This is a genomic window from Geodermatophilus bullaregiensis (assembly GCF_016907675.1).
Taxonomy (GTDB): domain Bacteria; phylum Actinomycetota; class Actinomycetes; order Mycobacteriales; family Geodermatophilaceae; genus Geodermatophilus; species Geodermatophilus bullaregiensis.
In genome coordinates this window covers 2866548-2885754 of record NZ_JAFBCJ010000001.1, presented here as the reverse complement: position 1 = coordinate 2885754, position 19207 = coordinate 2866548, and the positions used below count along the sequence as shown (strand labels likewise).

Here is a 19207-nt window from a genome sequence, read left to right as displayed (position 1 = left end):
AAGGGACTTTACATGCGTTAAGTCGCGGGTCTACCGTTGCTTTACACCTGTTAAGTCGCCGAGGAGGCCACGATGCCCGTCATCCCCGACCTGCCCTGGACCGCCCGCCGCGCGTTCGACGGCCCGGGCACGGTCCTCTACACCGAGCTGCACCTGCGCCGGCTGCGCGACGTGCCCGCGTTCATGGCCACCTCGCTGACGATCCTGCGGCAGGTCGCCCGCTCCCCGGGGGCGCGTGCGGCGGTGCTGCGCGCCCAGCCCCTGGCTCGCTCGTTCGCGACCGTCTCGTGGTGGGACGACGAGGCCGCGATGCGGACCTTCGCGCGGACCGATCCGCACCGGACCGCGATGCGCCGCTGGGCACCGCGGCTGTCCAGCTTCGGCAACTCCGCGGTGCCGTCGACCGGGACGGTGCCCACGGTCGACGCGGCGGCCCGGGCGAGGGCCGCTGCGCCCCCGGCATGACGCGCCGCAGCCGGCGACCGCGGAGTGGCACCATCGCGGGAGATGGACGCCGCCGTGGAGGTCACCGACCTGGTCAAGCGCTACCCGGGGCGGCCGACCAACGCCGTCGACGGGGTCTCCTTCACCGTCGCGCGCGGTGAGGTGTTCGGCCTGCTCGGCCCCAACGGCGCGGGCAAGACGACGACGATCGGCGTCCTGACCACCCGGGTGCTGCCCAGCAGCGGGAGCGCCCGGGTGGCCGGCGTCGACGTCGCCGCCGACCCGGTCACCGCGCGCGGCCGGCTGTCGGTGGTGCCGCAGCGGTCCAACCTCGACCGCTCGCTCACCGCCCGGCAGAACCTCGTCTTCCACGCCGCCTACCACGGCGTCGGGCGGGCCGAGCGCAACCGGCGGGCCGACGAGCTGCTCGGCCGGCTGGGCCTGGGCGAGCGCGGCGGCGACCGGGTGGACGACTTCTCCGGCGGCATGGCCCAGCGGCTGCTCATCGCCCGGGCGCTCATGCACGCGCCGCAGGTGGTCTTCCTCGACGAGCCGAGCACCGGGCTCGACCCGCAGGCGCGGCTGTTCGTCTGGGAGCGGGTGCGCGAGCTGCGGACCGACGGCGTGACCGTCGTCCTCACCACGCACGACATGGAGGAGGCGGCGGCCCTCGCCGACCGGGTCGGGATCATGGACCACGGCCGGCTGCTCGCCCTCGACACGCCGGGCGCGCTCACCCGCTCGCTGCCCGGCAGCGCCACCCTCGACGTCGACGTCGAGCGCGCGGCCGGCGACACCGACGAGGCGGTGCTCGCCGCCCTGGGCGCCCTGCCGCAGGCCGAGCGGGTGGAGCCGGTCGCCGACGCCGCCGGCCTGCGCGCCCGCCTCTACCTCTCCGCCGACGCCGCGACCACGGTCGGCCCGGTGTCGGAGACGCTGGTCGCGCGCGGCGCCCGGCTGACCGGCGTGCGGATCGGCGAGCCGAGCCTGGAGGACGTCTTCCTCAGCCTGACCGGACGGGAGCTGCGATGAGCACGGAGACCACCCGGGCCGCGGTCCCGCTCCCCCCGGCCACCGGGGGGGTGGCGCCGCGGACCGCCCGGCCCAGCGTGTGGCGGGCCTTCACCGCGCTGCTGTGGCGTGACGTCTTCGTCACCGGCCGCGAGTTCGTCACGTTCGTCCTGCAGGTGGTGCTCCAGCCGGTCTTCCTGCTGTTCGTCTTCGGCAAGGTGCTCACCGAGCTCGGCTTCACGTCGGCCGCCTACGCCGACGTCCTGCTGCCCGGGGTCGTCGCGCTGGCCGCCTTCCTCACCGCGCTGCAGAACACCGCGTTCCCGCTGGTCATCGACTTCTCGTTCACCAAGGAGATCGAGGACCGGCTGCTCGCGCCGCTGCCGACCGCGCTGGTCGCCGTCGAGAAGATCGTGTTCTCCACCCTGCGGGCGCTGGTGGCCGCGCTGGTGATGTTCCCGATCAGCTGGTGGGTGCTCGGCTCGCTGCCGGTGACCTGGTCCGACGTCCCGCTGCTGGCCGCCTTCCTCGTGCTCGGGTCGCTGGTCGGCGCCTCCATGGGGATGGTCATGGGCACGTTCGTGAAGCCGAACCGGATCAACGTCGTCTTCGCCGTCGTGCTGACCCCGCTGCTGTTCACCGGCTCCACCCAGTTCCCGTGGCCGGCGCTGGAGCAGCTGCGCTGGTTCCAGGTGGTGTGCGCGGTCAACCCCCTCACCTACGTCAGCGAGGCGCTGCGGGCGGAGATGGCGCCGGACGTGCCGCACCTGCCGCTCGGGCTCTGCGCCGCGGCGCTGGCCGGGTTCCTGGTGGTCTTCGGGGTCCTGGGCCTGGTCGGGTTCCGCCGCCGCGCACTGGACTGAGGAGGGCCCGGCACGGTCAGAGGCCGCCGGAGGAGGCCCACTCGGACAGTCGGCGCTCGGTCTCCTCCGGGCTGACGTCCTCGACGCGGGTCATGATCGCCCAGCGGTGGCCGAACGGGTCGTGGATCGAGGCGAAGCGGTCGCCGGTGACGAAGGTGGCCGGCTCCTCGCGCACGGTGGCGCCGCGCTCGACCGCCGCGGCGAACACCGCGTCGACGTCGGCGACGTAGATGCAGGTGGAGCTGCTCACCCGGTCGCCCTCGCGGGCCGGCGCGGCCAGCCCGTACTGCTCGGCCGGGTCGCCGAGCTGCAGCCGGCCGCTGCCGAGGTCGAGCTCGGCGTGCGGCACGGTCCCGTCGGGCCCGTCCGTGCGGCTGACCACGGTGGCGCCGAACACCTCGCCGTAGAAGCGGATCGCCTCGCCGGCCGGGGAGCAGACGAGGAACGGGGTGAGGGTGGTGTAGCCGTCGGGACGGCCGTTCGTGATCGCCATGTCGGCCAGCCTGCCTACGCTCCGGCCGTGGCGTCTTGCACGAACGCGACAGCCCCGACGACCCGCGGCGTGCTGCGGCCCGCGGCGACCGCCCGGGTCACCGGCCTGCGCCGCGACGCCCCGGTGCACCCGGCGCTGGAACCCTTCGTCGAGCGCTACTGGTCGGTGCGCTGGGACCGGACGGGCCTGCCGCCGTTCCGCTCGGAGGTGCTCAGCCACCCGAGCGTGAACCTGTCGGTCGAGAACGGCACCGAGCCCCGGTTCGGCGTCGCGCTGCCGGCGGTCCTGCTGCACGGCGTGGTCACCCGCCGGTTCACCGTCGACCTGGCCGGCGCCGGCCGGGTGACGGCGGCGAAGTTCCGGCCCGGCGGCTGGGTCGCCTTCGGCGGGCGGCAGCCGGCCCGCGACAGCACCGCCCCACTCTCCGCCCCCCGCCTCGACCCCGGCGCGCTGCTGGACGCCGTCCTGGCCGAGGAGGACGACGACGCCCGGGCCGCCGTCCTCGACGCCGCGCTCGCGCCGCTGGCCCCGGACCCGGCGCCGGCCCACCTGGAGCTGCAGGCGCTGCTGGAGCGGATGGCCGCCGACCGCACGCTGGTCCGGGTCGACCAGGTCGCCGCGCTCGCCGCCACCAGCACCCGCTCCCTGCAGCGGCTGTTCGCCGGCTCCGTCGGCGTCAGCCCCAAGGCCGTGCTGGCGCGCTACCGGCTGCAGGACGCCGCGGCCACGATCGACGCCGGCGGGGTCGACGACCTGGCCGGCCTGGCAGCGTCGCTGGGCTGGTTCGACCAGGCCCACTTCAGCCGCGACTTCCGCGCCGTGGTGGGCGTGCCGCCGTCGGTCTACCTGGCCCGCGCCCGCGCCGACGCCTGACCGCCGCCGCCGGGACGGCTCAGGGCAGGGTCGGGATCCAGCCGGCCAGCGCGCGGCCGATCTCGTGCGGCGAGTCCTCGGGGACGAAGTGCGAACCCGGCACCGTCACCTCGGTGACCGACGGCCACTTGCGGACCAGCGCCCGCGGGCGGCCGGTCAGGATCGACCCGGGCTCGGCGTTCAGGAACAGCTTGGGGACGGCGCTGCCGCGCAGCCACACCCCGTACTGCGCGACGACGTCGCGGACCAGTGGCGGCACGTTCTCGATCGGCAGCTGCCGGGGCCACTCCAGCGTCGGCCAGCGGTCCTCGCGCTCGCGGAAGGGCTGCCGGTAGCGCTCGTGCGCCTCCGGGCTCAGCCCGCGCAGCACCGAGGCCGGGAGGATGCGCTCGACGAAGGCGTTCTTCCCCAGCACCGCGGCCTCGCCGTCCGGGCCGCGCATGGTGCGGAAGATGCCGCGCGCGGCGGCCGGCCAGTCGGCCCAGGTCAGGGGGCTGACGATCGCCTCGGTGAAGGCCAGGCCGCGCACCGACTCGGGGTGGCGGTGCGCCCAGTCGAAGCCGAGCGCCGACCCCCAGTCGTGCAGCACGAAGGTGACCCGCCGGGCCACGCCCACGGCCTCGAGGAAGCCGGCCAGGTGCGCGGCGTGGGTGGCGAAGGAGTAGGTGCCGCGCTGCGGGTGGGGGAGCTTGCCCGACTCCCCCATCCCGACCAGGTCCGGCGCGAGGCAGCGGCCCAGGTGCTGCACGTGCGGGATGACGTTGCGCCACAGGTAGGACGACGTCGGGTTGCCGTGCAGGAAGACGATCGGATCGCCCTCGCCGACGTCGACGTAGGCCATCTCCGTCCCGCGCACGGTCACCCGCTGCCGCGGGAAGGGGTCCTCGGGCGAGACGCTGTCGTCGGCGGCGGAATCGTCCTGGGCGGCCACCCCGGCATCCTCACACCGGCACCGCGCCCCCGCCGTCCGGGAACGGGCTTGACCCTGACGCGACGTCAGGCTGTGCACTCGGTGACGTCAGGGAGGGAGGGAGGACCACGTGAACGTGGGAGAGGTGGCCGCGCTGGCCGGGGTCACGGTGCGCACGCTGCACCACTACGACCGCATCGGCCTGCTGTCGCCGTCGGGCCGCACCGCGGCCGGGTACCGCCGCTACTCGGCGGCGGACCTGGACCGGCTGCACCAGGTGCTGCTCTACCGCGAGCTCGGGTTCGCCCTCGAGGAGGTCGCGACCCTGCTGGACGACGCCTCCGCCGACCCCGCCGAGCACCTGCGCCGGCAGCACCGGCTGCTGCAGGACCGGCTGGAGCGGACGCAGGCGATGGTCGCGGCCGTCGAGAAGGAGATGGAGGCACGGCACATGGGGATCGACCTGACCCCGGAGGAGAAGTTCGAGCTGTTCGGGGACTGGCTGCCCGAGGAGTACGAGGCGGAGGCCGAGCAGCGCTGGGGCGACACCGAGGCCTGGGCGCAGTCACAGCGGAGGACCCGCGCCTACACCAAGGACGACTGGGTGCGGGTGAAGGCCGAGGGCGAGGACGTCGAGGCGCGGATGGCCGCGGCGTTGCGGGCCGGCGTCGCGCCGGACTCGCCGCAGGCGATGGACCTCGCCGAGGAGGCGCGGCAGCAGATCAGCCGCGACTTCTACGACTGCTCGCCGGAGATGCACGCCGGCATCGGCCGGATGTACGTCGAGGACGAGCGGTTCACGGCGCACTACGAGCAGCGCGCGCCCGGGCTGGCGCACTGGGTCAGCACCGCCGTCCAGGCCAACGCCGCCCGCCAGGGCTGACACCCACCGTCGGGACCGGCGGTCTCGTGGCCATCGACGGCTGATCGCCACGAGACCGCCGGTCGCGCGCCCGGGAGCGGGTCCAGCCGCGGTCCAGCCCCCTGGGGTCCCGGACCGTCGTTCCACCCCCGGGTGCAGCGGTCCGGGTCGGTGGGATCCACCCCGGGGCACTTGTCGACCGGCGCGGGACGGCCATCGGGCAGTTCGTCATCTGGTTGGACACGACGCTTCACCCCGGCCGCCGCCGTGCCGATGGTCGTCCCGTGAGTCACCTCCGCCCCGGTGGTCCCCGGGGCCTCGCCGGGCGCCTGCCGTGGCCGGTCGTCACGCTCGGCGCGGCGGCCGTCTACGCGGCCGCGAGCCTGCTCGGGCGGGCCACCCGGCTCGAGGGCTCGCAGCTCTCGCTGGTCTGGCCCGCGGCGGCCGCGGGGGTGCTGTGGCTGGCCGCCTCCTGGGCGCACCGCCGGCGGCTGGTGGTCGACACTGCCGTGCTGACCGTCGTCGCCGTCCTGGTCAACGCCACGACGGGCGTCGGGCCGGCCGCGGCCGCGGTGCTCGGGATCGCCAACGCCGTCCAGGCGGTGGTGACCTGCGCGCTGTTCGCCGGGCTGCAGCGCCGGTGGGGCGCCGCCGTCTGGCGACTGCGCCGGTCCACCGACCTCGGCGCGCTCACGGTCGCCGCGCTCGGGGCGGCCCTGGCCACGGCCGCCATCGGCCCGGTGGGCCTCTGGTTGCTCGACGGGGCCGCCCTGGCGCCCGCCATGGGCACCTGGACCGTGCGCACGGCGGCGAGCATCCTCGTCTTCGCCCCGCTGGCCCTCCTGCTGCTCGACCCGCGCACCGTCCACGAGCCGCTGGGCCGCAGGCGGTTCGCCGAGCTGGCCGGTCTCACCGTGCTCACCACCGCCGCCTACGTCGTCGTGCTCGGCGTCCACACGCCCGTGCCGCTCGCGTTCGCGCTGCTGCCCTTCGGCATGTGGCTGGCGCTGCGCTTCGACCCGACCGCCGCCGCCGGCTACGTCACCCTCGCCGGCGTCCTCGTCGTGGCCATGACGCTCGTCGGCCGCGGGCCCTTCGCCATCGGCGACCCCTGGCTGCGCGCCGGCCTGGCCCAGTCCTACGTCGTCGTCGCCGGGATCGTCGCGCTCGTCATCGCGCTGCACCGCGACGAGCGGCAGCGCCTCATCGCCGGTCTCGAGCAGGCCCGCGCCCGCGCCGACGAGCAGGCCCGCCTCGCCGAGCAGGCCCGGGCGCACAAGTCCGCCTTCCTCGCCGCGATGAGCCACGAGATCCGCACGCCGCTCAACGGCGTCCTCGGCCTGACCACCGCGCTGCTGGACACCGACCTCGACGAGCAGCAGCGCGACTGGGCCGCGGCCGCCGACCGGTCGGGCCGCGCGCTGCTCCGGATCGTCAACGACGTCCTCGACAGCGCCAAGGTCGAGGCCGGCGCCCTGGAGCTCGAGGAGGTCGCCCTCGACCTGCGCGAGGTGCTCGACGAGGCGGCGCTGCCGGTGCGCGCGGCCGCGGCCGACCGCGGGCTCGCCCTCGTCGTCGCGCCGGCTCCCGGGCTGGTCCCGCACCGCACCGGCGACCCGGTCCGGCTGCGCCAGGTGGCGGGCAACCTGCTGTCCAACGCGGTGAAGTTCACCGAGTCCGGCGGGGTCACGCTCACCGTGGACGGCGACGCCGGGTCCGTCGTCCTCACCGTCACCGACACCGGCATCGGGATGACCGGCGAGCAGCTGGGCCGGCTGTTCAAGCCCTTCGCCCAGGCCGAGGCCTCCACCACCCGCCGGTTCGGCGGCACCGGGCTGGGCCTGGCCATCACCGCCGGCCTCGTCGAGCGGATGGGCGGGCGGATCACCGCCTGCAGCACGCCGGGCGGGGGCACCACCTTCCGCGTCGAGCTGCCCCTGCCCGAGGCCCGGCCCGCGACCCGGCCCGCCGACGTCCCGGCCGGGCGCGCCCCCGCCCTCACCGGCCTGCGGGTGCTCGTCGCCGACGACAACGAGGTCAACCAGGTCGTCGCCCGCCTCACCCTCGAGGCCCGCGGCCTGGCCGTCGACGTCGTCCCCGACGGCGCGCAGGCCGTCGAGGCGGTCCGCCGGGGCGGCTACGACGCCGTCTTCATGGACTGCCACATGCCGGTCCTGGACGGCCTCAAGGCCACCCGGCGGATCCGCGCGGAGGAGGCCGCCACCGGCCGGCCGCGGATCCCGGTCGTCGCCCTGACCGCCAGCGCGCTGCTGGAGGACCGCGCCCGCTACCGGGAGGCCGGCATGGACGGCTTCCTGCCCAAGCCCTGGACCCCCGCGGAGCTGCAGGCCGTGCTCGACCAGCTCGGCGCCGCCGCACCCGCTGCCCCGCCGGCCCCGCCCGGCACCCCGGTCGACGACGACCTGTCCACCGTCCGCGCCCGCCTCGACGAGCTGCTCGAGGACGTCGACCCCGAGGAGGCCGCGCCCGTGCGCGCCTCGCTGCTGACCACCTTCCGCGACCGGACGGCGGCCCTGGTCGCCGACCTGGCCGCCGCCGTCGCCGCCGACGACCGGCCGGCGGTCGCCGCGGCCGCCCACGCCCTGCGTGGCAGCGCCGGCACCCTCGGTGCCGGCACACTGGCCGCGCTCGCCGCCGCCGTCGAGGAGCGGGCCGCGACCCCCGGTGAGCCGGGCCTGGCCCGGCTCGCCGACCGGCTCGTGGCCACCGCGGCCGCACTGACCTCGGGGCTCGCCGAGGCCGCTCCCCTCCGGCGGGCCTCGTGACCGCCGCCCCCGGCCGCGGGCTGCCGGACCGGCTCGCGGCGCTGTCCGCCCTGGCCGACCAGGTGCCCGACCTGACGGTGTGCGTCTTCGACGCCGCCCACCGGTTCGTCCTCTGCCACGGCCCCTGGCTCACCCGCCGCGGCCTGACGGCCGGCGACGTGCTCGGCCGCACGGTCCGCGAGGTCGTGCTGTCCTCCTTCGCCGACGACGTCGACGCCCTGGTGGGCGCCGCGCTGGCCGGCCGCCCCCAGCAGGCCGAGTTCGTCGTCGACTACGCGGAGGTCAGCGGCGCGCCGACCGCGGTGTGGGAGATGGCCGCCGCGCCGCTCGCCGGCCCCGACGGAGCACCCGCGGTGCTGCTCACCTGCCGCGACGTCGTCCGGGCCCGGGCCAGCGACGCCGCGCTCAGCAGCAGCGAACAGCGGTTCCGGACGGCGTTCGACGCCGCCCCCACGCCCATGGCGCTGCTCGTCGGCGCCGCGGCCCGGCCGGTCGCCGTGAGCCGGGTCAACGCGGCGCTGGTCCGGCTGACCGGCCGCGCGGCCGCCGACCTGCTCGGCCGGGACCTCGCCGCCACCGCGGTCGCCGACGGCCTGGTCGGCGCCGAGCTCGCCGACCTCGTCGAGCGGGCGCTGCACGGGCAGACCGACCTGGTCGTGGACACCTGGCTGCGGCACGCCGACGGCACCCGCGTCCCGGTGTCGGCGGCCAGCTCCCCGCCGGTGCCGGCCACCGCCCCCGACGGCACGGTGCGCACCGAGCTGGTGCTCATGCTCCGCGACACCACCGCCGAGCTGGCCACCCACCGCGCGCTCACCGAGGCCCTGGCCGGCGAGCGGCGGGCCGCCGAGCACCAGCGCCGGCTGGAGACCCTGCGCGGCGACTTCGTCGCGGCCGTCTCGCACGAGCTGCGCACGCCGATGACCGGGATCCTCGGCAACATCGAGGTGCTGCTCGACGGCGACGCCGGGGCGCTCAACCCGATGCAGGCGCTCATGCTCGCCACCGTCGAGCGGGAGGCCCAGCGGCTGCGCCGGCTGATCGAGGACCTGCTGACCACCGCGCACATCGAGTCCGGCGCGCCGTCCGCGCCCGAGGACGCCGAGGTCGACCTGGCCGCCGTCGCCGAGGCCGCGGCCGCCGACGTCGCCGGCCAGCTGACCCGCCGGCGGCAGCGCCTGGTGCCGGCGCTCACCGGCCCCGCGTGGGTGCGCGGCGACGCCGCCGGGCTGCGCGGCGTGGTCGCCGAGCTGCTGTCCAACGCCGCGACGGTCAGCCCGGCCGGGGCCGCCGTCCGGCTCTCCTGCACCCGGGACGGCGGGGACGTGGTCCTCGCCGTGGCCGACTCCGGGCCCGGCATCCCCGACGCGGAGCTGCCCTACGTCTTCGAGCGCTTCTTCCGCACCGCGCACGCCGGCGAGCAGGCGCTGCCCGGCACCGGCCTGGGCCTGTCGCTGGTCGCCCACACGGTGACCGCGCACGGCGGCGCCGTCGCCGCCGAGTCCGGTCCCGGCGGGGCCGTCTTCACCGTCCGCCTCCCGGCGTCCGCAGCCGCGGCCGCCGTCCCCCACCTCCTCGGGAGCCCCGCGTGACCCACGTCCTGGTCGTCGACGACGACCCCGCCATCGCCAGCCTGGTCGCCTTCAAGATCGGCCGTCTCGGTGCCCGCGTCTCGGTCGAGTCCGACGGCGAGGCCGGCCTGGCCGCGGCCCGCCAGCTGCGCCCGGACCTGGTCGTCCTCGACTGGATGATGCCGCGGATGAACGGCCTGGAGGTCTGCTCGGCCCTGCGTGCCGACGCCGACCCCGCGGTCGCCGGCGTGCCGGTCATCCTGCTGACCGCCAAGGCGCAGGAGAGCGACGTCGAGCGCGGCTTCGTCGCCGGCGCCACCGACTACGTGGTCAAGCCGTTCAGCCCGCGGGAGCTGGTCAGCCGGGTCACCGCCGCCCTGCCGCCCGGCGCGCTGGCCCCGTGACCACCCTGACGTCGGCGGCGCTGGTGGCGACGCTCGTCCTCACCGGCGCGGTCCTGCTGCTGCTCGCCGCGGTCGCCGTCGAGCACGCCCGCCGCGGCCGCCGGCTGGCCCGCGACGAGCGCCGCCGCGCCGAGCTGACCCCGCTGGTGTACGCCGCCCTCGACGACGACGAGGACGGCGCCGACGCGCTCGCCGGCCTGGAGGCCGCACCGGCACCGCTCGACGACCTGGTGCTCGACCTGCTCCCCCAGCTGCGCGGCGCCGACCGTGCCGCGCTGGGCCGGCTGCTGGTCCGCCGCGGCGTGGTGGCCCGCGCGGCCGGCGAGCTCACCGCCCGCGCGCCGTGGCGCCGGGGCCGGGCCGCCACCCTGCTCGGCAACGCCGCCGACCCCGGGCACACCGCCGCGCTCACCGCGCTGCTGGCCGACCGTGCCGCCGACGTCCGCTGCGCCGCCGCGCGCGCCCTCGGCAAGGCCGGCGACGTCCGCGCCACCGGCCCGCTGCTGCGGGCGCTGGCCCGCTCCCGCCGGGTGCCCGCCGGTGTGGTCGGCATGGCGCTGCTCGACCTCGGCACCCCGGTGCTGCCCGACCTGCGCGCCACCGTCACCGACCCGCCCTCCCCCGCCGCCCAGGCGCTGGCCGCCGACCTGCTCGGCCTGCACGGCGACGTCGAGGCGCTCCCCCTGCTGCTCGGCCTGCTCGCCGATCCCCGCCGCCCGGCCGCCGTCCGCTGCAGCGCGGCCACGGCGCTCGGCCGCATCGGCGTCCCGTCGGCCACCCCGGCGCTGGGCGCCGCGCTGGCCGCGACCGCCGGGCCGGCGCTGCGCCGCGCCGCCGCCGAGGCCCTGGGCCGCATCGGCGACGACGCCGCGATCGACCTGCTCGCCGCCGCGGTGGCCGGCGGGGACGACACCGTGCGCGCCGCGTGCGCCGACGCGCTGGCCGGCGCCGGCGAGGACGGCCGCGCCCGGCTGGCCGCGCACGCCTGGCGCGCCGGCGTGGTCGGTGAGACCGCCCGCGCGGCGCTGTCCAACCGACCGCGCCCCCGCGACGCCCGGATCCGGACGGCGGCGTGATGCGCGAGGCGCTCACCGGTCTGGTCACCACCCTGAACTGGGGGGTGCTCGGCTACGTCCTGCTGCTGGACACCTCGATGCTGCTGCTGGTGCTCGTCGGCGCCCGCCGCGTGGTGACCAACCTGCGCTGGGCCGGCTCGGAGGGCCTCGACCGCGTCTTCGCCAGCCCCCTGACGCCGGGCATCTCGGTGCTGGTGCCGGCCCACGACGAGGAGGCCGGCGTCCTGGACACGCTCGCCGCCGTCCTCGCGCAGCGCTACCCGCTGGTCGAGGTCGTGCTCGTCGACGACGGCTCCACCGACCGCACCTTCGACCTCGTCGCCGAGCGGTACGGCCTGACCCCGGTGACCCCGCGGTGGACGGCGCACACCCCGGTCGAGGGCGAGGTGCTCTCGGTGCACCGGGCCACCACCGGCGACCCGCTCACCGTCGTCCGCAAGACCAGCGTCCGGCGCCGCTCCGACGCGCTCAACGTCGCGCTCAACCTGGCCCGGCACCCGCTGGTCTGCATGGTCGACGCCGACTCGCTGCTGGAGCCCGACGCGCTGCTCAAGGTGGCCCGGCCCTTCATCGAGGACCCGGAGCACGTCGTCGGCGCCGGCGGGGTGATCCGGACGGCGAACGCCGCGCTCACCGACCGCGGCGCCGTCGTGGAGCCGCGGCTCTCCCGCCGCTGGCTGGTGCGCATCCAGGCCGTGGAGTACCTGCGCTCGTTCCTGCTGGGCCGCACCACGTGGGCCGACGCGGACGCGCTGCTGATCATCTCCGGCGCGTTCGGGCTGTTCCGCCGCGACACCGTCGTCGAGGTGGGCGGGCTGGACCCGCGGTCGCTGGCCGAGGACGCCGAGCTCGTCGTCACCCTGCAGGAGCACCTGCGCCGCGCCGGCCGGCCCTCGCGGATGGTGTTCGTCCCCGAGACCGTCTGCTGGACCGAGGTGCCCGAGACCTGGTCGGTGCTCGGCCGGCAGCGGCAGCGCTGGTCGCACGGGCTGGCGCAGCTGCTGTGGAAGCACCGCCGGATGGTCGGCAACCCCCGCTTCGGCGCGGTCGGCCTGCTCGCGCTGCCGTTCTTCCTGGTCTTCGAGCTGCTCGGCCCGGTGGTGGAGATCGCCGGGCTCGCCTCGGTGGCGGTGGCCGCCGTCCTCGGGCTGCTCGACCCGGGCACCGCCGCGCTCATGGTCGCCGTCGCCCTCGCGCTCGGGGTGCTGGTGTCGACGTCGGTCGTCGCCGTCGAGGAGTTCACCTTCCACCGGTACCGCAGCGGCCGGGACCTGCGCGCGCTGCTGCTGGCCGGCGCCGTGGAGAACCTCGGCTACCGGCAGCTGCACGCCTGGTACCGGCTGCGCGGGCTGCTCGCCGCCCTCGCCCGCCGCGACCCGGTGTGGACGGCGATGCCCCGCACCGGCTTCACCACCGTCGAGGCATAGGAGGCCCCGTCGGCGATCCGGCCGCTGGGCCGTCCGAGGCGGGATGGGGCCGCAGTGGTCGCGCGAGCGACCGGGAGGTGCCGTCCTCCGGTCGGGCGCCTCCGGCGTCCCGGTCGACGCACCCCTGCGGAGACGGTCATCCGACGGGTCCTGCGGGACGCCGGTGGCCGCGCACGTCCACCAGCTGCTGCACCACCGCTCAGGGTCCGCCTTCCGGGACAGTCCCGTCCTGCGCCTGGGCCGAGGAGGCTCGTTCGACCGGCGGGAGCGGGCGCGGACCGTGGGACTCGTGGTCAGTGCGCCTTCTGCAGCTCCTCGGCGAACATCACGAGGATGTCGCTGGGACCGCGGAGGTAGGTGAGCTTGTAGACGTCTTCGTAGGTGGCGACCCCACGGAGCGGGTGACAGCCGTGCCTGGCGGCGACCTCGAGGGCGGCGTCGATGTCGTCGACGGTGAAGGCGATGCGGTGCATGCCGATGGTGTTCGGCTGGACGGGCTCCGCCTCGATCGCCTCCGGGTGCACGTACTGGAACATCTCGATGCGACCGTTGCCGTCGGGGGTCTGGAGCACGGCGATGTCGGCGGTGTTGCCGTCCAGACCGACGGCGGTGTCAGCCCACTCGCCGCTGATCCGTGCACGTCCGAGCACCGTCAGGCCGAGGTCGGTGAAGAAGGCGATCGCAGCTTCCAGGTCGCGGACGGCGATGGCGACGTTGTCGACTCTGATGGGCACGGGATCGCACGCTAGTGCTGCAGCGTGCTGGCCGGTCGACAGCGTGCCGCCAACCGTGAGTGAGGCTGAGAGCGCGCGAGGAGCGGCACGAGCGGACGTCAGCGATGCCGAAGAGACGGCTCGGATGAGGAGGCTATGACGACGCGACCCGCTCCGTTCCTGACCGTGGGACTGCCGGGCACCGGCAGGACCACGCAGGCACGGCGCATCGAGGTCGAGGGGAAGGCGCTCCGTCTCACCAAGGACGAGTGGGTCAAGACCCTCTACGGGCTCGCGGACCCGCCGTCGGCCTCGGACGTGATCGAGGGACGGCTCATCGAGATCGGACGGTGGTCAACCGGCCCTCGGTGTGGCCTGACCGATGACCTCTCCGCGCCGTGCCGGTCCGTACGCCGAACACCGACTCACAGGGAGTCTGACGCGATGCGGAGACTGACCTTCGGCATGAACCTGAGCCTGGACGGCTACATCGCCGCGCCCGGCGACGACCTCGGCTGGAGCGTGCCGAGCGACGAGCTGTTCCAGTGGTGGTCTGACCGGGTGGGGGCGACGGGCCTGGCGCTGTACGGGCGCAGACTGTGGGAGGCGATGAGCTCCCACTGGCCGACCGCTGACCAGCAGCCCGGCGCCACACCGGCGCAGATCGAGTACGCCCGCCGCTGGCGGGACATGCCGAAGGTGGTGTTCTCCTCCACGACCGGGGCGGTCGAGGGGAACGCCCGGCTGGTCACCGGCGACGCGGTTGCCGAGATCACCCGGCTCAGGACCGAGGACGGCGGTCCGATGGACGTCGGCGGCGCCACCCTCGCCGCGGCGGCCATGCGGGCCGGGCTGATCGACGAGTACGCGATCGTCACCCACCCGGTCCTGGTGGGCGGCGGCACGCCGTTCTTCACGGCCCTGGACAACTGGGTGGACCTGGACCTGGTGGAGACCCGGACGTTCCCCGGCGGCGTGCTCCTGACCAGGTACCAGACCAGGCGGTGAACACCCGACCTCGGATCGGCGCGGGCTCGGGCCACCCGAGGATCGCGTGGCCGTCAGGGGATCCCCTGCGGGGCGCATGTCCCTGATGGCCAGGTCGTCGAGGAGGTCGCCGCTGACGGGACGGTCAGACAGGTGACGGCGGCAGCCCAGCGGACTGTCCCGGAGCGGCCCACTCCGGGGCACCTGGGGTAACGCCTCCAGCCTTCGGGACCAACGCTCCCCGAGGTACGGGCGGGTGTCGTCCGGTGCGGAGTCAGGGCGACGGCGCCGGCGCGAGGTGCTCCATCAGACGGCGATGGCCGCGCTTGCGGACGAGACAGGCGCCATCATCGCTGAGCAAGAAGGTCGGACGCGGAGCTGTCTCATGACCGAGCCGGTCGACCGCGGTCTGTGCTGCCGGCGGCCGTCCAGGCCGGCGGGCGGGGCGACGTCACGCAGGGGCGCCGAGCGGCGGGTGCTCGAGCACGCGTGGCTTGTACTCGACCATCTGGATGCGGCCGTCGAAGGTGCGGTGCTCGATCATCTCGAGGGCGACGTCGGGATAGCCGTCGTAGATGCGTTCTGCGCCCGTGGCCCCGGTGATCACCGGGAAGATCCCGACCCGGAAGCGGTCGACGAGTCCGGCTCGGAGCAGGGACCGGCTCAGGCTGAGGCTGCCGATCGTGCTGAGGAGTCCCGAGCCACTCGACTTCATGGCGCGGACCGCCTCGACGGCGTCGTCGCGGACGAGCGTGGCGTTGTCCCACGTCAGTGGCTCCTCGAGTGAGGAGGAGAACACCACCTTGGACGCCCGCGTGAGCTCGTCGACGGACGCCTCTTCCTCGGGCCTGAACTCGGCTTGGCCATCCGGGACCTCGCCGGCGGCGAAGCCCGACATCAGGCGGTAGGTGTTGGCTCCCATGAGGTAGGTGACCTCGGGTTGCTCGCCGAGCCATGCGAGGTACTCCGGGCCCTCGAGGCCCCAGAACCCGGGCCACCCCTCTCCTGATGCGCAGCCGTCGAGGGAGGTGATGAAGTCGACGAGAAGCTCCGACATGACGGTGTCCTTTCCTCGGGTGTCACGAGGTTGGACCGGCCGGGAGCCGCAAGCTCATCGGCCGCGCGGTGGGGTGACGAGGAAACCCATGACGCTGCAACGCCCCGAGTTCCAGCAGCTGGATCTCGACATGGAGCAGGTGAGGGTCCGCATCGGCGACGACGAGGTCCTGGTGTCGTGGCACCCTCCTGATCGGCCGCCGGATGGTCAACGTCACGGCGCGGAAGACACACGCGTCACCGACAGCGGCGAGGTCGTCGTCGGTCGCAACGGGCGATGCTGGCAGTTCCCCGCCGGTCGACCTGAGACTGAGCCGGAGCTCCCGTCCTGAGCGGCCCGTTGAGGGACGCTTCGGCAGGCCGGGCCCAGAGCACGCCGCTCCCGGCCACTTCGGTTTACCGCTGGGTGGGATCGTTCGACGCCAGCCGGGGGAGGACCAGGGACTTCCACGGGTGCGAGGAAGCGCCCGAGGGCGTGACGGTCGTCGTGTCCGACCCACGCGGGCGGCGGTGCGGACGGATCAGCCTGCTCCGTCGCGGACGGAGCCGGCGCTCCTCGTCCCGGGGAGGCCCACGATCGCGAGGCAGGTAGTGGTCAGCGGTCCGGGAAGGCCGTGCCGACCATCACCCGCAGCGCGTTGGCCTCGAGCGCGATCTGCACGGGCGTGCGTCCGCGGATCTCGCCGTCGACGTCGAGCGCGAGGGGCGGGTCGGTCTCCAACCACACCTCGCCGGCGGTGAGGAACCGGGTGCGGTCCAGCGGCCGACGGGGCCCGATGACCGTCTGGCGGACGGTGGCGAGGCTCAGCCGGAGCCGGTTGGCGTCGCCGAGCCGGTACACCACCAGCTCGCGGTCGTCCAGGCCGGTGTCGGAGGCGATCGCCCGGCCGGCGTGGTGGCTGCCGTTGGCGATGTTGAGCTGGTGGGTGGCGAGTTCGTGGACCTCCTCGCCGATGCGCAGGCGCGCGGTGAAGGGCCGGTGGCCGGGCAGCAGGGCGAGCGCGGTCAGCGGGTAGGCAGCGCGGCCGAGCACCCGCTTGAGCCGGTGCGGAACGTGCTCGGCGACCTGCACCGACAGCCCCAGGCTGGTCAGGTTGGCGAAGTGCCGCCCGGCCACGTGGCCGAGGTCGACGTCGGCGACCTTGCCGTCGGTGAGCACGCGCAGGGCGGCGGGCAGGCGGAGCGGCAGGCCCAGGCCGCGGGCGAAGTTGTTGGTCGTGCCGAGCGGAACCACGCCGAGGCAGACGTCGCGGTGGGCGAGCTGGTGCGCGGCCTCGCTCAGCGTGCCGTCGCCGCCGCCCACCACCACGAGGTCCGCGCCGCTGTCGGCCGCGGCGGCGAGCGCCTCGGGCAGGCCCCGAGGGTCGGCGACCGGGCGCACGTCGACCAGCTCCGCGGTGGCCTGCAGCCGCCGGTGCACCGTCGCGAAGTGACGGCGTCCCCGGCGGGACCGGACGTTGACGACCAGCGCGGTGCGGCGCCGGGCACGGATGTCGGCGTCCAGCGCCGCCTTCGACCGCTGGTGCACAGGTCCCGTCACGACGATCTCCGTCCTCCCGGCGTGGGTGGTTGCCCCGGCAGCCTGCACCACGACGAGGGTGAGGCCGGCCAAGCGTGGAGCTCCGCCGCACTCGACGACACGCCGAAGGCCGACGACCGGGCGGCAATCTGATCACCAACGCCACGGCCTGCTGACGAAGACGGGGCTGCGCCAAGACCTCAGCGATTGATCGCCTTCCGTCGCGGCGACCTTCAGAGGGGCCGGAGCAGCCGGCCGTCGGTGTCTCTCAGAGGATCCCCGTGGGGCGTCGACTCCTTCACCTGCTCGGGTGATCAGTGTCCTGACAGGCAGGCCGGGCGTGGGTTCGGTGACCACCGTCCGCGGTCAGCGGCTTCGGCCGTCGCCGGTGACCCGGCGCACCGGAGCGCCGGCTTCGGCCTGCCCTGTGGAGGTGCGCCATGACGGCGCTGCTGATCGGCTACGCCCGGCTGTCCACCGACGCCCAGGACCTCACCGCCCAACGCGACGGCCTGCTCGCCCTCGGAGTTGAGCCGAACCGGATCCACGTCGACCACGGCCTGACCGGCGCCAACCGCGAGCGCGCCGGACTGCGCGAGGCGCTGGCCGCTTGCCGCGAGGGCGACACCTTGGTGGTGACCAAGCTCGACCGGCTGGCCCGCTCCCTTCCGGACGCCCGCGCCATCGCCGAGGAGCTCACCCGCCGGCAGGTCCGGCTCGGCCTCGGCGGGTCGGTGTACGACCCGCACGACCCGGTGGGGCGGCTGCTGTTCACCGTGCTCGCGATGGTCGCCGAGTTCGAGGCCGACCTGATCCGGCTGCGCACCCGCGAAGGGATGCGCGTCGCGAAGGCCAAGGGGAAGCTGCGCGGCAAGCAGCCCGAGCTCAACCCCCGCCAGGAAGCCCACCTGGTGGACCTCTTCCGGCAGGGCGAACACAGCACCGCGGAGCTGGCCGATCTGCTCGGCGTCGCCCGCTCCACCGTCTACCGCGCCCTGGAGCGCGACCGAGCCCGCGGGCAGACGAACGGTCACCGGGCGGCGGCCATCAGCGCGGGCATGAGCAGATGGGCCCAGCCGCCGGCGAGCACCTGGTTGTCCCGCCGGGGCGACCCCTGCGGGACAACCAGGTCACTCACGTCAGCCTGCCCGCGAGGTTCCGCAGCAGGTTCGGCTCACGGCATACCCGACCGTGCCGGTAGTCGGTCGCCTACCGGCCGTCCGCGGACCGGTGCCATGGGTCGTCGTGACAGCCCCGCCGCGGCAGTTGCCCGTCTGGGACCTGCCTCTTCGGAAGGGTGTGGTCGGGGCGGGGCGTCGGCGATGCTGTGGGCGTGAAGTACGCGTCCAGAGTGCCGCGATCGCCGTTGGACGGGCTGATCGACGACCTCTACTACCTGGAGGGTGCGCCGCCGTACGCCCGGCTGACGCTGCCGCCGCCGTCCGCGTTGCTGATCGTCAACCTCGGGGCGCCGTTCCGCATCCGCGCCGGCACCGACATTCAGACGGCCGAGTACGCCGACGGCTGCGTGGTCACCATGCCCACCTGCGCGTGGGAGTTCGGCTACCCACCCCGGACCCGGTCCGTCGGCGTGCACTTCAAGCCGTGGGGGCTGGCGCCGTTCCTGCCGATGCCCGCGGCCGAGCTGTGTGACCGGCCGGTGACGATGGAGCAGGTCTGGGGCCGACCCGCAGTTGCCCAGCTGCGAGACCGGCTGGACACGGCGGACGGACCGCAGGAGATGCTGACGCTGCTCGAGCAGGAGCTACTGCGCCGGCTGTGCGAGACCGCCGGCCTGCGGCTGGTCCGCCACACGAGCAGCATCATCGCGGCGACCAACGGGGCGGTGGCGATCGGCGACCTGAGCGTGGCAGCCGGTGTCAGCAGCACTCATCTGGCGCAGCGGTTCAAGGACCTCATCGGCGTCACTCCGAAGCGGCTGGCCCGCACCCACCGGTTTGCCGCCACCGTCCTCGCGATCGACCCCGCCGGACCGATCGACTGGGCCGACCTCGCCGGTAGAGCAGGCTACTTCGACCAGGCCCACTTCGGCCATGAGTTCCGGGCCTTCACCGGGCTCACGCCGACGCGGTACGTCGAAGTCCGGCGGCGGTTCCTGCGCGAGCATCCTGGCCACGTGCTGGACAGCTGGCCGCTGCCGGCCGATTGATTCCTTACAAGAACGACAGCCCACCAATCCCTAATCTGAGGG

The 19207-nt window shown here is 75.1% G+C and carries 19 protein-coding genes; 14 read left to right on the top strand and 5 right to left on the bottom strand.

Annotated elements, in window-relative coordinates:
- The first annotated feature begins 72 nt into the window (after window positions 1-72).
- From JOD57_RS13675 to JOD57_RS13665, 3 genes are read left to right on the top strand one after another with little or no spacing between them, the layout of a single operon-like run.
- The gene (locus tag JOD57_RS13675) at window positions 73-465 is read left to right on the top strand and encodes a hypothetical protein (protein WP_204692525.1); all 393 of its coding nucleotides are present in this window, start codon (window positions 73-75) and stop codon (window positions 463-465) included.
- Between the two features lie 42 nt (window positions 466-507).
- Window positions 508-1476 carry an ABC transporter ATP-binding protein gene (locus tag JOD57_RS13670; protein ID WP_204692524.1) on the top strand — a complete coding sequence of 323 codons (969 nt, stop codon included), beginning with the start codon at window positions 508-510 and terminating at the stop codon, window positions 1474-1476.
- Window positions 1473-2318 (top strand): ABC transporter permease, encoded by an 846-nt coding sequence (locus JOD57_RS13665; RefSeq protein WP_204692523.1) that lies wholly within the window; start codon window positions 1473-1475, stop codon window positions 2316-2318. Before JOD57_RS13670 ends, JOD57_RS13665 begins: the two co-directional genes overlap by 4 nt.
- 16 nt (window positions 2319-2334) lie before the next feature.
- Here the strand turns inward: JOD57_RS13665 and JOD57_RS13660 are convergent, their stop codons facing one another.
- Window positions 2335-2811: a VOC family protein gene (locus tag JOD57_RS13660; protein ID WP_204692522.1), complete on the bottom strand. Its 477-nt coding sequence runs from the start codon at window positions 2809-2811 to the stop codon at window positions 2335-2337.
- A 27-nt stretch (window positions 2812-2838) separates the two neighbouring features.
- On the opposite strand from JOD57_RS13660, the gene JOD57_RS26905 reads away from it, so the two are divergent.
- Window positions 2839-3684 (top strand): helix-turn-helix domain-containing protein, encoded by an 846-nt coding sequence (locus JOD57_RS26905; protein ID WP_204692521.1) that lies wholly within the window; start codon window positions 2839-2841, stop codon window positions 3682-3684.
- 19 nt (window positions 3685-3703) lie between these two features.
- Here JOD57_RS26905 and JOD57_RS13650 read toward each other — a convergent pair whose 3' ends face one another.
- Window positions 3704-4615, bottom strand: a complete 912-nt coding sequence (locus JOD57_RS13650) for a haloalkane dehalogenase (RefSeq protein ID WP_204692520.1) — start codon at window positions 4613-4615, stop codon at window positions 3704-3706.
- 109 nt (window positions 4616-4724) lie between these two features.
- Here JOD57_RS13650 and JOD57_RS26900 point away from each other — a divergent pair, with 109 nt between their 5' ends.
- The 6 genes from JOD57_RS26900 to JOD57_RS13620 all read left to right on the top strand — a co-directional run bounded on the left by JOD57_RS26900 (window position 4725) and on the right by JOD57_RS13620 (window position 12720).
- Entirely contained in the window at window positions 4725-5477 is a 753-nt protein-coding gene (locus JOD57_RS26900; protein ID WP_204692519.1) for a MerR family transcriptional regulator, read from the top strand.
- A gap of 263 nt (window positions 5478-5740) precedes the next feature.
- Complete coding sequence (locus tag JOD57_RS13640) at window positions 5741-8242, top strand: ATP-binding protein (protein WP_204692518.1); 2502 nt, start codon at window positions 5741-5743, stop codon at window positions 8240-8242.
- Window positions 8239-9834 carry a PAS domain-containing sensor histidine kinase gene (locus tag JOD57_RS13635; RefSeq protein WP_204692517.1) on the top strand — a complete coding sequence of 532 codons (1596 nt, stop codon included), beginning with the start codon at window positions 8239-8241 and terminating at the stop codon, window positions 9832-9834. The genes JOD57_RS13640 and JOD57_RS13635 overlap by 4 nt, the downstream gene beginning before the upstream one ends.
- Window positions 9831-10217 carry a response regulator transcription factor gene (locus JOD57_RS13630; RefSeq protein ID WP_204692516.1) on the top strand — a complete coding sequence of 129 codons (387 nt, stop codon included), beginning with the start codon at window positions 9831-9833 and terminating at the stop codon, window positions 10215-10217. The genes JOD57_RS13635 and JOD57_RS13630 overlap by 4 nt, the downstream gene beginning before the upstream one ends.
- Window positions 10214-11293 (top strand): HEAT repeat domain-containing protein, encoded by a 1080-nt coding sequence (locus JOD57_RS13625; RefSeq protein WP_204692515.1) that lies wholly within the window; start codon window positions 10214-10216, stop codon window positions 11291-11293. The genes JOD57_RS13630 and JOD57_RS13625 overlap by 4 nt, the downstream gene beginning before the upstream one ends.
- Window positions 11293-12720 carry a glycosyltransferase family 2 protein gene (locus JOD57_RS13620; protein ID WP_204692514.1) on the top strand — a complete coding sequence of 476 codons (1428 nt, stop codon included), beginning with the start codon at window positions 11293-11295 and terminating at the stop codon, window positions 12718-12720. Before JOD57_RS13625 ends, JOD57_RS13620 begins: the two co-directional genes overlap by 1 nt.
- Window positions 12721-13013: 293 nt before the next feature.
- On the opposite strand, the gene JOD57_RS13615 is transcribed toward JOD57_RS13620, so the two are convergent.
- Window positions 13014-13454, bottom strand: a complete 441-nt coding sequence (locus tag JOD57_RS13615; RefSeq protein WP_204692513.1) for a VOC family protein — start codon at window positions 13452-13454, stop codon at window positions 13014-13016.
- Window positions 13455-13877: 423 nt separating this feature from the next.
- Here JOD57_RS13615 and JOD57_RS13610 point away from each other — a divergent pair, with 423 nt between their 5' ends.
- Window positions 13878-14441, top strand: coding sequence for a dihydrofolate reductase family protein (locus JOD57_RS13610; protein ID WP_204692512.1), 564 nt, complete (start codon window positions 13878-13880; stop codon window positions 14439-14441).
- A 430-nt stretch (window positions 14442-14871) separates the two neighbouring features.
- Here the strand turns inward: JOD57_RS13610 and JOD57_RS13605 are convergent, their stop codons facing one another.
- The gene (locus JOD57_RS13605) at window positions 14872-15477 is read right to left on the bottom strand and encodes a dihydrofolate reductase family protein (protein ID WP_204692511.1); all 606 of its coding nucleotides are present in this window, start codon (window positions 15475-15477) and stop codon (window positions 14872-14874) included.
- An 88-nt stretch (window positions 15478-15565) separates the two neighbouring features.
- On the opposite strand from JOD57_RS13605, the gene JOD57_RS13600 reads away from it, so the two are divergent.
- A complete protein-coding gene (locus JOD57_RS13600; RefSeq protein WP_204692510.1) occupies window positions 15566-15808 on the top strand; it encodes a hypothetical protein in 243 nt (80 codons plus the stop codon).
- A gap of 263 nt (window positions 15809-16071) precedes the next feature.
- Here the strand turns inward: JOD57_RS13600 and JOD57_RS13595 are convergent, their stop codons facing one another.
- On the bottom strand, window positions 16072-17016 hold the full coding sequence (locus JOD57_RS13595) for a diacylglycerol/lipid kinase family protein (protein WP_307824670.1): 945 nt from the start codon (window positions 17014-17016) through the stop codon (window positions 16072-16074).
- 419 nt (window positions 17017-17435) lie between these two features.
- On the opposite strand from JOD57_RS13595, the gene JOD57_RS13590 reads away from it, so the two are divergent.
- Window positions 17436-18332, top strand: a complete 897-nt coding sequence (locus JOD57_RS13590; protein ID WP_239568449.1) for a recombinase family protein — start codon at window positions 17436-17438, stop codon at window positions 18330-18332.
- A complete protein-coding gene (locus JOD57_RS26895; RefSeq protein ID WP_204692509.1) occupies window positions 18329-19165 on the top strand; it encodes a helix-turn-helix domain-containing protein in 837 nt (278 codons plus the stop codon). Before JOD57_RS13590 ends, JOD57_RS26895 begins: the two co-directional genes overlap by 4 nt.
- The last annotated feature ends 42 nt before the right edge of the window (window positions 19166-19207 follow it).

Bases quoted from the DNA above. Each gene is read 5' to 3' on its own strand.
- JOD57_RS13675 (WP_204692525.1), top strand. From the start codon at position 73: ATGCCCGTCATCCCCGACCTGCCCTGGACCGCCCGCCGCGCGTTCGAC.
- JOD57_RS13670 (WP_204692524.1), top strand. From the start codon at position 508: ATGGACGCCGCCGTGGAGGTCACCGACCTGGTCAAGCGCTACCCGGGG.
- JOD57_RS13665 (WP_204692523.1), top strand. From the start codon at position 1,473: ATGAGCACGGAGACCACCCGGGCCGCGGTCCCGCTCCCCCCGGCCACC.
- JOD57_RS13660 (WP_204692522.1), bottom strand. From the start codon at position 2,811: ATGGCGATCACGAACGGCCGTCCCGACGGCTACACCACCCTCACCCCG.
- JOD57_RS13620 (WP_204692514.1), top strand. From the start codon at position 11,293: ATGCGCGAGGCGCTCACCGGTCTGGTCACCACCCTGAACTGGGGGGTG.
- JOD57_RS13610 (WP_204692512.1), top strand. From the start codon at position 13,878: ATGCGGAGACTGACCTTCGGCATGAACCTGAGCCTGGACGGCTACATC.
- JOD57_RS13605 (WP_204692511.1), bottom strand. From the start codon at position 15,477: ATGTCGGAGCTTCTCGTCGACTTCATCACCTCCCTCGACGGCTGCGCA.
- JOD57_RS13600 (WP_204692510.1), top strand. From the start codon at position 15,566: ATGACGCTGCAACGCCCCGAGTTCCAGCAGCTGGATCTCGACATGGAG.
- JOD57_RS13590 (WP_239568449.1), top strand. From the start codon at position 17,436: ATGACGGCGCTGCTGATCGGCTACGCCCGGCTGTCCACCGACGCCCAG.